12 protein-coding genes are annotated in these 14,650 nt (G+C 46.5%); 7 read left to right on the top strand and 5 right to left on the bottom strand.

The genetic code is table 11. The annotated features are described in order from the left end of the window. Positions 1–65 precede the first annotated feature (65 nt). The 4 genes from ribH to H9J30_RS18520 all read left to right on the top strand — a co-directional run bounded on the left by ribH (position 66) and on the right by H9J30_RS18520 (position 2,490). Positions 66–542 carry a 6,7-dimethyl-8-ribityllumazine synthase gene (ribH, locus tag H9J30_RS18535; RefSeq protein ID WP_011073313.1) on the top strand — a complete coding sequence of 159 codons (477 nt, stop codon included), beginning with the start codon at positions 66–68 and terminating at the stop codon, positions 540–542. Positions 543–556: 14 nt separating this feature from the next. Beyond that, a complete protein-coding gene (gene nusB, locus H9J30_RS18530; RefSeq protein WP_011073312.1) occupies positions 557–961 on the top strand; it encodes a transcription antitermination factor NusB in 405 nt (134 codons plus the stop codon). 78 nt (positions 962–1,039) lie between these two features. After that, positions 1,040–1,996: a thiamine-phosphate kinase gene (thiL, locus tag H9J30_RS18525; RefSeq protein WP_037426252.1), complete on the top strand. Its 957-nt coding sequence runs from the start codon at positions 1,040–1,042 to the stop codon at positions 1,994–1,996. Then, positions 1,996–2,490 (top strand): phosphatidylglycerophosphatase A family protein, encoded by a 495-nt coding sequence (locus tag H9J30_RS18520; RefSeq protein ID WP_240132359.1) that lies wholly within the window; start codon positions 1,996–1,998, stop codon positions 2,488–2,490. Before thiL ends, H9J30_RS18520 begins: the two co-directional genes overlap by 1 nt. Positions 2,491–2,626: 136 nt before the next feature. Here the strand turns inward: H9J30_RS18520 and recN are convergent, their stop codons facing one another. Both recN and H9J30_RS18510 read right to left on the bottom strand, forming a co-directional pair. Further along, entirely contained in the window at positions 2,627–4,285 is a 1,659-nt protein-coding gene (gene recN, locus H9J30_RS18515) for a DNA repair protein RecN (protein WP_240132358.1), read from the bottom strand. 129 nt (positions 4,286–4,414) lie between these two features. After that, complete coding sequence (locus tag H9J30_RS18510; RefSeq protein WP_240132357.1) at positions 4,415–5,377, bottom strand: AEC family transporter; 963 nt, start codon at positions 5,375–5,377, stop codon at positions 4,415–4,417. Positions 5,378–5,651: 274 nt separating this feature from the next. Here H9J30_RS18510 and lldR point away from each other — a divergent pair, with 274 nt between their 5' ends. After that, complete coding sequence (gene lldR / locus H9J30_RS18505; protein ID WP_240132356.1) at positions 5,652–6,551, top strand: LysR family transcriptional regulator LldR; 900 nt, start codon at positions 5,652–5,654, stop codon at positions 6,549–6,551. Here the strand turns inward: lldR and H9J30_RS18500 are convergent. The 3 genes from H9J30_RS18500 to barA all read right to left on the bottom strand — a co-directional run bounded on the left by H9J30_RS18500 (position 6,548) and on the right by barA (position 10,324). Continuing rightward, complete coding sequence (locus H9J30_RS18500) at positions 6,548–6,787, bottom strand: DUF3319 domain-containing protein (RefSeq protein WP_240132355.1); 240 nt, start codon at positions 6,785–6,787, stop codon at positions 6,548–6,550. The two genes, lldR and H9J30_RS18500, sit on opposite strands and share 4 nt — an antisense overlap. 155 nt (positions 6,788–6,942) lie before the next feature. Then, entirely contained in the window at positions 6,943–7,542 is a 600-nt protein-coding gene (locus H9J30_RS18495; RefSeq protein ID WP_240132354.1) for a YjaG family protein, read from the bottom strand. Beyond that, positions 7,517–10,324, bottom strand: coding sequence for a two-component sensor histidine kinase BarA (barA, locus tag H9J30_RS18490; protein WP_240132353.1), 2,808 nt, complete (start codon positions 10,322–10,324; stop codon positions 7,517–7,519). Before barA ends, H9J30_RS18495 begins: the two co-directional genes overlap by 26 nt. Positions 10,325–10,427: 103 nt before the next feature. Between barA and rlmD the strand changes: the two genes are divergently transcribed. Next, positions 10,428–11,777, top strand: coding sequence for a 23S rRNA (uracil(1939)-C(5))-methyltransferase RlmD (gene rlmD / locus H9J30_RS18485; RefSeq protein ID WP_240132352.1), 1,350 nt, complete (start codon positions 10,428–10,430; stop codon positions 11,775–11,777). A 232-nt stretch (positions 11,778–12,009) separates the two neighbouring features. Next, positions 12,010–14,217 (top strand): GTP diphosphokinase, encoded by a 2,208-nt coding sequence (gene relA, locus H9J30_RS18480; protein WP_240132351.1) that lies wholly within the window; start codon positions 12,010–12,012, stop codon positions 14,215–14,217. Positions 14,218–14,650: the final 433 nt, after the last annotated feature.

The following is a 14,650-nucleotide window of genomic DNA, read 5'->3' as shown; positions in this document are numbered from 1 at the left end:
GACTGTGGTATCATGTCGCCACTTTTCGCCCAGAGCTGGGTGCTTTAGCTAAATTAGGTAAGAAAATGAACGTAGTTCAAGGTAATATCGAAGCGAAGAATGCCAAAGTTGCGATTGTAATTTCGCGTTTTAACAGCTTTTTAGTCGAAAGCCTGCTTGAAGGTGCACTTGACACGCTGAAACGTTTTGGCCAAGTCAGTGATGAAAACATCACTGTCGTCCGTGTACCTGGTGCGGTTGAGTTACCGCTGGCTGCACGTCGTGTTGCTGCAAGTGGTAAGTTTGACGGCATTATTGCACTTGGTGCGGTAATCCGTGGTGGTACCCCTCACTTTGATTTTGTTGCAGGCGAATGTAACAAAGGTCTGGCTCAAATTGCATTAGAGTTCGATCTGCCCGTTGCTTTCGGTGTATTGACTACAGATACCATTGAACAAGCTATTGAGCGTTCAGGTACTAAAGCGGGTAACAAGGGCGGCGAAGCTGCACTAAGCTTGCTTGAAATGGTCAACGTTCTGCAACAGCTTGAACAACAGTTGTAATAGTAGGAAACATAATGAAGCCTTCTGAGCGCCGCAAGGCCCGCCGTTTAGCCGTTCAAGCCATCTATTCATGGCAACTAAGCGGGAATAATATTGCCGATGTCGAGCATGAGTTTTTAACTGAACAGAGTCTCGATGGTGTAGACGTAGCTTATTTTCGTGAGCTATTTGCAGGCGTCGCAACTAAGAAAACCCAACTGGATGAGTTGATCATTCCACACTTAGATCGCCCCATTGATGAGGTGTCTCCAGTGGAGAAAGCCATAGTTCGCTTAGCTGCCTATGAGTTGACTTTCCGTAAAGATGTGCCATTTAAAGTTGCCATTAACGAGGCGATTGAATTGGCTAAAGCTTTCGGTGCGGATGAAAGCCATAAGTTTGTTAATGGATTACTCGACAAACTGGTTGCACGTAAGTAATAAGGACAAACGGTATCTTAGGATACCGTTTTTCATTGCTAACAAAGGTGGCCGATGTGAGTCGCGCCAAACTGTACAGTGAAAGAATTCCAACTTATTGAATGTTATTTCAATCACCGCGGCCCAACGCGCCGTGATGTTAAATTAAGTATTGGTGACGATTGCGCCCTTGTGCAGCCCGCCGAAAACAAGTCGATCGCAATTTCCTGCGATACCTTAGTCGAAAATGTTCACTTCTTCCCTGATATTCCACCTCAAGCCTTAGGTTACAAAGCCTTAGCGGTAAATCTTTCTGATTTAGCGGCAATGGGGGCTGAGCCTGCGTGGATGACGCTTGCACTCACTTTGCCAGAGGTTAACGAGACATGGCTAAGTGGTTTTAGTGAAGGCCTGTTTGAAGCGGCAGATTATTACGGTATTGCCTTAATTGGTGGTGACACAACCCGTGGTCCCAGAGCGATTAATATCACAGTGCATGGACAAGTGCCGCAAGGTAAAGCATTGACTCGTCATGGTGCTAAAGCTGGCGACTGGATCTATGTGACGGGGACGCTTGGTGATTCTGCGTTAGGGCTGGACTTGATCCGCGGCGTGCAGCATGCGCGAGCAGAGCATAAAGAGTTCTTAATTAATCGCCATTATCGTCCGACACCGAGAGTATTAGCTGGGCAATCATTGCGCTCTTTGGCATCCAGCGCCATCGATCTATCCGATGGTTTTATCTCGGATATTGGGCATATCCTCAAAGCATCGAAGGTCGGTGCGGTGGTTGATGTTGGCGCTATTCCTTTATCGCGTGCGATGCAAGACACCGTGAGTGAAGAGCATGCTTTAGGTTACGCACTCACGGGTGGCGAGGATTATGAGCTGCTTTTTACTGTGCCAGAGGCGCAAAAAGGTGCGTTAGAAACTGCCCTCAGCCATGCAGGTACTAAGTTTGTTCGTGTTGGGCAAATCTGTGCGGGCAGTAAGCTTAAGTTGCAACTTAATGGTGAGCTATTTACGCCACCGTACCATGGTTTTGAGCATTTTTAATGAAGTTGTTATCCCAAGATCAGGCGCTGTCGCGCCTGTCCCTTAAAAATCCGATCCATTTTTTAGCATTAGGTTTTGGCAGTGGTTTAGCAGCTAAGGCGCCCGGCACCTTTGGCACTTTGGCGGCCGTTCCGCTCTATTTGTTGTTGGCGCAATTGCCCTTGAGTTGGTATTTAGCCGTGACCTTAGTGTGCGTGATTGCAGGGATTTATATCTGTGATAAGGCCGCTAAGGACATGGGGGTACATGACCATGGTGCGATTGTATGGGATGAAGTTGCAGGTTTATTGATCACTATGATTGCCGCCCCCGCCGGTATTCTGTGGCTCGCTGTCGGTTTTGTGCTGTTTCGGCTATTCGACATCCTAAAACCTTGGCCGATTCGATGGCTTGATGCCAAAGTTGAAGGTGGTTTTGGCATTATGATCGACGATGTGTTAGCTGGTTTTTTTGCACTTATTTGTCTGCAAGTGATTGTCGTTATTAGCCAATAATATCTTTAGGTTATTCATCTTAGTTAACCGAGCCAGAAGTTCGTTACCTTATAAATGCCAATGCCTTATCTGTTGTCGATAAGGCATTGGCTATCACGCGTTATTCTCTTTGCTGTGGCTTACTGTAATAGTGCTCTTACTGTAATAGTTCTCGTGCATTGGCGAGAGTGTTAGAGGTAATTGTATCGCCACCGAGAAGTCTGGCTAATTCTTGGATACGTTGCTCCTTATCTAAAGGCGTCATTGTGGTTTCCGTACTGCCAGCCTTGTTGAATTTATTCACAAACATATGTTGATGACCATTACCTGCAACTTGAGGTAAATGGGTTACACAAAGCACTTGAGTCGATTCCCCTAAGCTACGCAGCATTCTGCCAACCACAGCAGCGGTCGGGCCTGAAATTCCGACATCCACTTCATCAAAAATAAGGGTAGGTGTTGCAACCTTTTTCGCGGTAATCACTTGGATGCCTAAACCGATACGGGACAATTCACCGCCAGAGGCGACCCGTGAAATCGGTTGTAAAGGCTGTCCTGGGTTGGTTGTGACCATAAATTCGATGTTATCGCTACCATTTACAGACATGATATCGGGATTAAAATTCACTTCAATGGTGAACTTACCCTTGGGCATATTCAGCTCGTGGATGGATTGCGTCACCAGTTTATCCAGCTCTTTTGCATAGCGGGCGCGACTCAGGCTCAGTTTTTGTGCGTTCGCTAAGTATGCAGTTTTACTTGCTTCAACTTGGAGTTGGATTTCTTCTAGCTTTGTTTCATCGTCATCGAGCGTCGTGAGTTCCGCTTTGAGTGCTAAATGATGCTCGGCTAATTTGTCAGGGCTAACATGGTGCTTACGTGCCAGTTGCATGGCCTTTGAGAGTCTTTCCTCTAGATAGGCAAAATGCGCTGGATCGAGTTCGAGTTTACTCAGGTAATGCTGTAATTCTCCCGCACTCTCTTGCACTTGAATGAGTGCTTCATTCAACATTGTGCTGACATTGGTCAATGCAGGGTCGTAGCTTTGCAGGTTTTCGGCAAGGCTTACTACCTTGTTAAGCAGTGACTCAATATTGCTCTCTTCTCCGTCAGTGAGTAAATATAGGCTGGCTTGGCAGCTATCCACCAGTTCAGTGCCATTGGCGAGGCGTTTATGCTCTTGCTCAATTTCTTCAAATTCACCGACCTTGAGGTCGAATTCATCTAACTCTTCAACTTGATATTGCACCAGCTGTTTACGGGCAATACGTTCATGCTGTGAGGCTTCTAATTGCTTGAGTTCGGCTTCGATTTGTTTGCAGCGTTGATAACTGGCCGTGACGGTATCAATCAGTAGTCTATGGTTAGCATAGCTGTCGAGCAAGGTGAGTTGATGTTCACTCTTCAGCATGGCGTGGTGGGCGTGCTGACCATGGATCCCCACAAGTAATTGCCCGAGTAATTTGAGTTGAGTTAACGGTACGGGGTTGCCATTGATATAGGCGCGTGAGCGGCCATCGCTACCAATGGTTCGACGCAGAATACACTCATCATCAAGTTCGAGATCGTTATCCTCGAGCCAACGTTTAGCAAGGGGAACATCGTGCAGCGAAAATCGGGCACTGACTTCGGTTTTACTCGCGCCAGGACGTACGCTGCTGGCATCGGCGCGATTGCCTAGGCACAGGCCTAAGGCGTCGATGGCGATGGATTTACCAGCGCCAGTTTCGCCGGTAATGCTGGTCATACCGGGGCGAAAATCCAGTTCGAGAAAACGGACGATAGCGAAATTATTGATGCTGAGTTGGCAAAGCATAGTGAGTTCCTGTCGAAAAACTTACCAAATCACTGTATTGATAAACAGTATATACTGATTTTATATACAGTAAAGTGACTTTCGGTGAATAATCGACATATTGCGACAAGCTAAAGTCTAATAGCTTGTTTATGAATAGGTTTTAACAAGTTGTTCTAAAATGGGCAAGCTGAAAAAAGTCACAATAGTGCCAAATAATATCCCCTGCGCACTGGTTGAGGCTTGGGTGTTATAGCGCTGAGCAAGTAAATAGACACTGGCCGCCGTAGGTAAGGCACTGAGGATAACGCCCATTACTAAGTAATCTCCTGTAACGCCAATGCTTTTAAGCATGAAGAAAACCAATGCGGGTTGTAGGATTAATTTAAAGAGGTTGATAAGGCACAGTTCGACAAAATTTGTCAGGCTGAATAACTTACTATCTTTTTGGTAACGCATGGCTTTAGCTAATACCATGCCCACGGCAAATAGGGCGCAGGGGCTTGAGGTATTACCTATTTGTTGGATCATTAATGCCAGGCCAGACGGCAGTGTGATCCCAAGCGCCGAGATACTCATGCCGATAAAGCAGCCGATAACGATGGGGTTTTTAGTGACGGCTAAACACATAATCACTAGGGCATGATGTTTTCTTTGCGTATTGGTAGTGAGCTCAAGCGAAACTAATGCAACGGCAAACATAAGCACGGACAGTAAACTGGCGATGGCGGCGGCCACTAAAGCACTTTGCTGCTCAGGAAACAAAATGATCAACAGCGGGATACCAATAAATGCGGTATTGCCAAAAGTGGCATTGAGGGCGCGAACTGCCGCAATAGCGTGTTGCTTAGGGTTGGCGACAAAGGATATACCAATACAAATGATATAAATCACCAGCATGGCGGCACTGTAGCCCGCGATAAACCGCCATTGCAGAATTTCCTCAATCGGTTGCTGTGCCAGAGCAATCAAGAGAACGGCAGGAAACGCAATATAGTAAACATATTGATTAAGCACTTGGTCGGTTTCTACTGGGAGAAAACGCAGTTTTTGCACAAGTGTGCCCAGTAGCATGATCCCGAAGACGGCAAACAGAGGGGTTAAAATGGTCATATCCCTCACTCATCCTTTTGTGTTTCTTATCCTGTAATACAAGCTTACTGACGCTTAATCTTATTCATGCTGAGCAAGAGCGTCCCAGCGACTATCTCAGCGAATTGACAATAATCGGTGCTAGCACAGTAAATTTATGGGCAAAATAGCATAGGATTAGCCTTCGAGGCTATTGCGCTATGGTCGTAGAAATGAATAATTCTACGTTTAAAACACAATGAGTTAGTGCCTTATATCGATGAATGGTACTCACGCTAAACGATTGGGATTGAAGATGGCGGATGATGTTGGCGGCGAGCTACAGTTAATTTACCTGTTTGTGCATTTAGTCAATGCGGGGAGTTTTTCCCAAGCTGCTAAAGATCTTGATATGCCTATCGCTACAGTGAGTCGTAAGCTGGCAAAGCTTGAAGAAAAACTCGATAAGCAGTTGTTTATGCGAAGTACCCGCAAGTTGAGGTTAACCGAGGAAGGTCTAGCGTTATTTCAGCGTTATCAAAGCGTGATTGCGCAGTTCGATGAACTCAGTGGCATAGGCAGCGATAAACCCGAAGGCACATTGCGGATTGCGGCGCCGATTTCGATTATTTCAATTATTTTTATTCGCGCATTAAACGAGTTTGGCCGTTTATATCCCGATATCCGCTTACACATTTCCCAAAGCAATGAGTTAGTGGATTTAATTGATAAAGGGATTGATGTCGCGATTGTAGGCGGTGCGCAACCTGACTCCTCGTGGGTGTCGAGCACTTTAGGTGAGCTTGATTATCGACTCTTTGCGACACCGGAATATTTAGCCCACGCTCCTGAATTAACCCATCCCGATGATCTTGAAAATCATCAGCTGATCAAAGTTTGGCCGCTGTTTAATTGGCATTTAAAGCATCCTAATGGCGAGTCTTTCTATTTTAATGGCCCAACAAAACTCACGCTCACGGATCTCCATGGCGCGATTCAGGCGACTTTAGATCATGGCGGCATTCTCTATGGGCCAGAATTATTTGTAAAACAACAAATTAAAGAGGGGCGTTTAAAAGTGCTCTTACCAGAGTGGATTGGCGAACAACGTAGGATTTCGATTCTTTATCACCAGCGTAGTCAGCAACCGCTGAAGGTGAGGGTGTTTATCGAGTTTATGCAGTCTAAGGCGCCCGAACTTTTTTCAATGGCTTAAGATTCGCGTTTACGGGGTTTAAGGGTATTTTTGCTCATGGAGTTTTGCGTTTGCTTTGCATCTTGCAGGCTAGCACGGGTGGCGGGCACAATGCCGAGTTCAAGGTAATAATTGACTAAACGGCGCAGCTCAAACAAAGAACCAATACGGTTTTGCTCGCCGATGGTGAGTTTCCAAGTATCGGTACGGCCTTCGCTGTTTGTTAAGATAAATCCTTGATAAACGAGTTTTTTCATATTGAATGGGGTGTTAATTTACCCCAATCCTCCCGTGATTTAAATCTGCCGTATCATGTTACCTAAACCGTAAATGACTTTAGGTAACATAGGCGAGATGCTCAAGGCAACTGAAAATATGAATCCTAGATCTTCAGCTTGTTTGGGTTTGATGTTTACGCGACGCTGATACCGATATTCGATACGCCCGCTTCGATAATATCTTTACGCAAACCTTTAACTAATTCGGCGGTAATTTTGGGATTTTCTTCGATGATTTCGAGCAGCGTATTTTGCAGTGCTCTTTCTTCTTCCATTACTTCATGGGCGAAGACATAGTCATCTAAGGCGTCATCGGTTAAATCCACATCGCTAATGGTTTCAATGTAGTTTGCTACAGTGCTTGAGGATAACTTGCTGATATTGGTGATATCTTCCTCTAGATTGGTTTGAATCGCCCCAAGTAACGTCGAGAGGGCAACCACGGCATCCATCGCTGGATAAACACCGTAGGTATCAAAATCGGCGGGTTCTGGGGTGTTGTCCTCTAAGCGCTGTAAATGCACATCAATATTGAACTTCAGCTTATTATCGTACTGGGATTGCCAAAGAAGCTCGAGCACAGTGCTTAGTACCGCAGGATCTCCAAACTCGCAAACCTCTGAAAACAATTGATAGTTGGGTAACATTCGTTGGCAAAGGGCAATGGCAAAGAGTTTTTTCTGTGGTAGTTCTAGCGCTTTTAAACGCTTAAAGAAGCCCGTTTTTTTGGTCATCTGTTATTTCCGCTGATAGCTGTGATAGCACTTGTTTTGCTGCAGATTCTACCTTAGTTAGCTCATCAAGTAACTCTAGTATTTCCGGTTCGAGATCTTCAACACGGGCCTCACGTTTTAATGCAGATTCAATCTCTTGGCATAAACGCTGGGTGGTAGGTACCCCGCAATAGCAACTTGCGCCATGGAGTTTGTGGATGGTGCTGAGCATCGTTACTTGATCGTTCTGACTCAATGCCGCTTCTATGGCAGACACAGTTTGAGGCAGAGAATCGAGCAGCATACGTAGCATCTCTAACGCTAGGTCTGACTTATGGTTAGCTTGGGTCAGGCATAGGTCCCAGTTGAGGGTATGTAAATCAAAGTGAGTGAATTTAGGCCGCGTGATCCATCGGTTAATCTCCGCTTTAAGGGCAGCTTCATCTATAGGTTTTGGCAAATAACCATCCATGCCACTACCTAAAATTAGCTCGCGCTCCTCGGCAATCGCATGGGCGGTCACGGCTATAATCGGCGTATTGCGGTTCATCGACCCTTGGCGAATTTGCTTGGTGGCACTGATGCCATCGGTGCCCGGCATTTGAATATCCATAAAGATAAGATCAAAAGTGCGGCTCTTCGCTTGTTTTACCGCTTCTTCACCGCTATTGACGGCGATAACCGTAGTGACTAATTCATTGAGTAAGGTATCTATAAGCTTTAAATTGGCGAAGTTATCATCCACTGCTAATACGGTAAGCGATTGGCGGGCTGCCGGTACTGTAATGCTTGCGGGCGGTAATAGGTCATATTCCATCGGTGGGTAGAGCATATTACGCGCCAGTTGGTGCTCGCTTACGGGCAGTGATAACACCACGTCAGCATTGGGGCGAATAAATTGGCTTAACATATCTTGTTCTTGGCAGTCGAACAGCACAATCAAACAATCCGTTTTAGCTTTGGCTTGAATTAAGGTGCTGACCAAATGGTTTGTATTGTTAAACCCATGGCAACTCAATAACACATAATCGAACTGATGCTCAGTGGTTGAGAGCGTAGTCAACAAGCTCGGAATGTGTTGATGGTGGGTTACTTTTGTATCCCATTGCTTTAACTGACGACTAATCACCGAATGGGTGAGCACTCTGGGCTCATAAAACAGCACGGTTTTATCTTTAAGTTTTTCAAGAGGTAACGAATCACCAATTTGGAACTGACCAAGACCTAACGGCAGGGTAAACCAGAAGTTAGAGCCTTTATCCACTGACGAGGTAAAGCCTATTTGGCCACCCATTTGATTGACGAGCCGCTTAGTGATCACCAACCCAAGCCCTGTTCCGCCAAAGCGACGAGAAATCGAGGAGTCTGCTTGACCAAAGGCTTGGAACAGGAAGTCCTGCTGGCTTTCATCAATCCCAATCCCGGTATCGATAACATCACAGCGCAGCACAACCTGCTCATCGGTTTGGGCTTGTAATTCTAATTTAACCAGTACGCTGCCTGAGTCAGTAAACTTGATAGCGTTACCAACTAAGTTATTGATAATTTGACAAACACGCATCGAATCGCCATTGACATTGTCGGGGACATTCGGCGCGATATCGACAACTAACTCAAGCCCCTTGGCCTGTGCGCTACCGGAGATTAAGGTAATGGTTTCACCTAGGGTTTCCCTTAAACCAAATGGCATGCTTTCTAGCACCATTTTACCGGCTTCGAGTTTAGAGAAGTCGAGAATATCGTTGATAATGGCTAGCAGATTAGTGGCACTACGCTCGATGGTATTAATGTAATCCACTTGGCTAGAGTGCAATGGGGTTTTTACTAGCTGGCGCGCAAAACCAATCACGCCATTAAGTGGTGTGCGCAGCTCGTGGGACATATTCGCCAAAAACTCAGACTTAATCCGGCTGGCCTCTAACGCGCGTTTTTTCGCTAAATCGAGCTCAACGTTTTGGATCTCGATTTGCTCTAAGGTTTCCCGCAAATCAGAGGTCGCCTGGTCGATATTTTGTTGCATCTCATCGTGATATTCCGATAACGAGCCTGCCATGGCGTTAATACCGCGTTTAAGCAGATCCAGCTCACCAATCAGATTTCCTTGAAGCCGAGCATCCAGTTTACCCTCACGAATTTTAGCGACGACTCGCACCATTTCGGTAATGGGTTGGGTGACGTTTTTAACCAGACGAAAGGTAAATAACAGGTTTAATTGCACCCCAATCAACACGATAATAAAGGCGGCCACAGCGGCTCTGTGTTGTTCGAGCAAGGCGCGTTCTTTATTGATAATTACCGAAATATAGCCAAGCAGCTCGCCATTATCTGTTTGGATATCAAAATTTGCCGGCTCTTTACCCGTAGGCGTTGCAGTTGCAAAGATAGGTGTGCGTAGAATAAGACTGTCGCCTACATGTTCTATTTCGGTTTTGTGCAGATTGGTTAGCGCTTCTTTGTAGCGCATGATTTCGAAATCTTTGTGGTAATGCGATGTGACAAAGAGTTGATTATGAATGTCAAAAATGGCAATGGATTTAACCAGCGTGGATTTATTGAGTTGGGCGGCGGCAAGGAGTCTCTTAGTCGCTTCTCTGTCATTGCCAACCAGTCCCACTTCGCTGGCAATTGCTAAGGGCTCGATAATATTGCTGCCCTGTTCAATCAGCGTATCTTCGAGTTCATAGAAGCGATTTATGGTAAAGTAGCTGCCCAGCAGAATACCGACTAAGATCGTCGGCGCAAGCGCTAGCACCAGAACCCAGGAACGTAAGCTGTATTTGGTCATGTTGTTGACAGGGTTCATAGCCGCAGCGAAGTTTCCTAAGTTCTAGGGGACAATGAGAATGTTATAAGACTGCCAGAAAAAGGGCGGTCTTTACCAGTTTTTTATTGATTTAGAGGCCGAAATGGCACAATTTTTTAAAGCAAAACCAAATAGTTCCAAACAGTTGTCCGCGAAGCAATCCTTCAGCGTGCAGCAGCTCGATCATCTCGGAGCAGGTATAGCACATCATCAAGGGAAAATCGTCTTTATCCCTGGCGCGTTGCCCAGTGAAACCGTGCAAGCGCAGCTGACCGAACAAAAGAAAAACTATGCCCGAGCCAAGTTAATTAAGGTCGAGACGCCAAGCACTGAGCGGGTTTTGCCCTTATGTCCCCATTACCACACTTGTGGTGGCTGTGATTTACAGCATATGTCATTAACGGCGCAGCGCGAGCATAAGTCGGCGGCTCTGGTGGATATTATGGCAAAATTTGCCGGCGCTGAAGGTTCTTTAGCTCCCGCATTAAGTGGCGAAGGTTGGCATTATCGTCGCCGCGCCCGTCTTGCAACCTTATTTGATAAAAACACCAAGCACTTGAGCCTAGGTTTTCGCGCATCGAGTAGCAATCACGTGGTGCCGATTACTGAGTGTTTAGTCTTGGCTAAACCTTTATCAGATTTAATCGCCCCTTTTGCTAAGTTGCTGAATCAACTCGCGGCCAAATCAAGCTTAGGGCATTTAGAACTAATTGCAGCCGACAATGGCCATTTTGCGGTGATTCGGATCACTAAAAGCTTAAACGATAAGGATATGGCAAAGCTTGCGCAGTTTGCCGAGCAACACCAAATCCATATTTGTTTGCAAGATAATGAAGGCGAGTTCCATGGTGTGAATGGCAAGCTGTTATTGCCTGTTTACCAATTACTCGATGATAAAACTGATGTACAGCCAGTGAGCTTAACGTTTACCCCTGGTAACTTTGTGCAAGTCAACGGGCAAATTAACAAGGCGATGGTAGCACAGGCGTTAGACTGGTTAGCGCCGCAGCCGGGTGAACGCATTCTTGACCTTTTCTGTGGCATGGGCAACTTCAGTTTACCCTTAGCCAGAATGGGCGCCGATGTGATTGGGGTTGAAGGGGTGCCTGAAATGGTCAGCCAAGCCCGTGAAAACGCGGCGGCAAATGGCTTAAGTCATTTAACCTTTTACCATGGCGACTTAAGTGCCGATTTATCCTCAGAGCCTTGGATGGGCAAGATTGATAAATTGCTACTCGATCCAGCCCGCGCTGGTGCCTTTGAGAGCTTGCAATGGCTTAAAAAGATGAAACCACGTCAAGTGGTGTATGTGTCCTGTAATCCGGCAAGTTTGGCCCGCGACAGTGCGGTATTACTTGAACGAGGTTACAAGTTACAAAAGTTAGGCTTAATCGATATGTTCCCACAGACACATCATATCGAAGCGATGGCATTGTTTGAGTTGGCAAAATAAGCCTTAAGAAGGACATAGTAAATTGCGCAGCAGAGTCCTTCGTACTACGTATTCAAACTTAGCAGCCAAATTTGTGCGCTTTATCCGAGTGTAAAGTAAGCAAAGCGTTTGAATAACGTAAAAAATGTGAAGTTTAGTCTCGTTGGGTTTGACAAGTCCGTGCCAATGCTGAAGATAGGAGTGCCGAGGTGGTGCCACTTTTCTTTGAGCACGAATAAGGAAATAAATTAAGATGGTCTCTGTTCGCGAAGCGCACTTTAATGATCCCGATTTTCATCTTGAAGAGTGGGTGGCTCGTTATGTTAGTCATGTCGATGAGGCGCAAACCTTACTCACACTGATTGCGCAGGTGGACGCCTTACCCGCTAAGAGTCCTGCCGCGAAAAGAGAACTGCTTGAGCATGCCCGCGAGATGATTGAAATCCTCGCGCCACTGAATATGGACATAGAAACACTGCAAGCAGCTATCCTGTTTGTGGTGTTTGATGCTGGCTTATTAAACGAAGAAGCGATCAAAGAAAAGTTTGGTGAGCCACTCGCGCGTTTAGTCGCCAGTGTGGTGACCATGAATGCCATTGGCGCGTTAAAAATCAATCCCAATAGCCGCTCAACCGAGCCGCAAATCGACAATATCCGCCGCATGTTGCTGGCGATGGTCGAAGACGTGCGCGCCGTGGTGATAAAACTGGCCGAGCGTGTTTGTTTGCTGCGCGCCGTAAAAAATGCCGACGAAGAAACCCGCGTCTTGCTGGCCCGCGAAATCGCCGATATCTATGCGCCGCTCGCTAACCGTTTGGGGATTGGTCAGTTAAAGTGGGAATTAGAAGATATTTCCTTCCGTTATCTGCACCCAGATACTTACAAAGAGATCGCGAAACAGCTAGACGGAAAACGTTTAGATCGCGAAGTCTTTATCGAAAAATTTGTTGAACAGTTGCAACAACGCCTCGATGAGGATCATATCCGCGCTAAGGTGTATGGTCGTCCAAAACATATTTACAGCATCTGGCGCAAGATGAAGGGCAAACACCTCAAGTTTGATGAGTTGTTTGACGTGCGTGCGGTACGAATTGTCACCGAGCGTTTGCAGGACTGCTACGGCGCCTTAGGGGTGGTGCACACACTTTGGCACCATATTCCACGCGAGTTCGACGACTACGTGGCCAATCCTAAACCTAACGGTTATCAATCGATTCATACCGTTGTTGTAGGCCCTGAGGGCAAGACCGTTGAAATTCAAATTCGTACCCAAGATATGCATGAAGATGCCGAACTTGGGGTTGCCGCGCACTGGAAATACAAAGAGGGCAATCACTCCGGCAAACAAAGCGGTTACGAAGAAAAAATCAATTGGCTGCGTAAAATTCTGCAATGGCAGGAAGACGTGGTCGAAAGCGGCAACTTGGTCGAAGAAGTCCGCAGCCAAGTGTTTGAAGACCGAGTCTATGTCTTTACCCCAAGCGGTGAAGTGGTCGACTTGCCGCTCGGTTCAACCGTGCTCGACTTTGCTTACTATATTCACTCGCAGGTCGGTCATAAGTGTATTGGTGCTAAGGTTGATGGCCGCATTGTGCCCTTTACTTATCAGGTTGAAACGGGCGAGCGCATCGAGATCATTACCTCGAAGCACCCCAATCCTAAGCGCGATTGGCTCAATCCAAACTTAGGCTATATCCGCACCTCGCGGGCGCGCTCGAAAATTCAGCATTGGTTTAAGCAGCAAGACCGCGATAAAAATATTATCGCCGGTAAAGAAATGCTCGAAGCCGAGCTGGCGCGAGTCAGCCTTAAAATCAAAGATGCCGCCATTGCCGTTGAGCGCTTTAATATGGCGAGTATGGACGACTTGCTTGCGGCAATCGGTGGCGGTGATGTTCGTTTACATCAGGTTGTTAACCATATCCAAAGTAAGTTGCGCCTCGATGAAGCCAGTGAAGAAGATGCGGTTGAAGAATTAGTTAAGAAGAGCCAACCTAAATCTGGCACCAACAGCCGTGGGCAGGTGGAAGTGAATGGCGTGGGTAACTTACTCAGTCATATCGCCCGTTGCTGCCAGCCCGTGCCAGGGGATGAAATTTTAGGCTTTATCACCAAAGGGCGAGGTATTTCGGTACATCGCTCCGACTGTGAGCAGGTGAAAGAGTTAATGCGCGTTCACCCAGAACGTGGCGTCGATGTGGTTTGGGGCGAAAATTACTCTGGTGGTTATCGTATGCGCTTGCGCGTCTTAGCCCATGACCGCAGCGGCTTATTGCGGGATCTCACCTCGGTACTTGCCGCCGAAAAATCCAATGTGCTCGCCATGAGCTCCTCATCGGATATTAAGAATCAGACGGCAGCCATCGAGCTGGAATTAGAGCTATACAACCTCGATGGCTTATCGCGGGTGTTATCTAAGCTCTCCCAAGTCGATAGCGTGATAGAAGCGCGCAGATTGTAATTCTCGATTCTGTGATTATGCGTTGTAAAAAGCGGTAGGGCATAAAGCGCTACCGCTTTTTTGTATTTGGGAGTTTGTAGGGTAAAGAGGGAAGGTTTGTGCCACCAAATGACTTATTGGTAAGACATTTAAAAGCTGGAGCCGATTGATGGATGAACCATGGCATTTGCTCGCCAACACGGTGAATAGAAACCTAGGGTTTCTGAGCTTATGAACGAGAGCTATGGATGGCGAACTGACCGTTGAATAGGGATGTTGTTCAAGTCCGTCCACGTCTCACCTGTTTAGCATCGGCGTAATCTGTAGGTTTGAAATAAGATACGTGTCCCGTTTTGGGATAGAAGATCATTAAATATTGAAAGACTAATATCATTGCTTGGTTATTGAATGCAGACCATATTTAAGGGCGAACCATGGTATTTGCTCAACGACA

It is taken from the genome of Shewanella cutis (assembly GCF_022410515.1).
In the GTDB taxonomy this organism is placed as follows: domain Bacteria; phylum Pseudomonadota; class Gammaproteobacteria; order Enterobacterales; family Shewanellaceae; genus Shewanella; species Shewanella cutis.
Note: the sequence above shows the minus strand (reverse complement) of the source record. Positions and strands in the feature narration are given on the sequence as shown.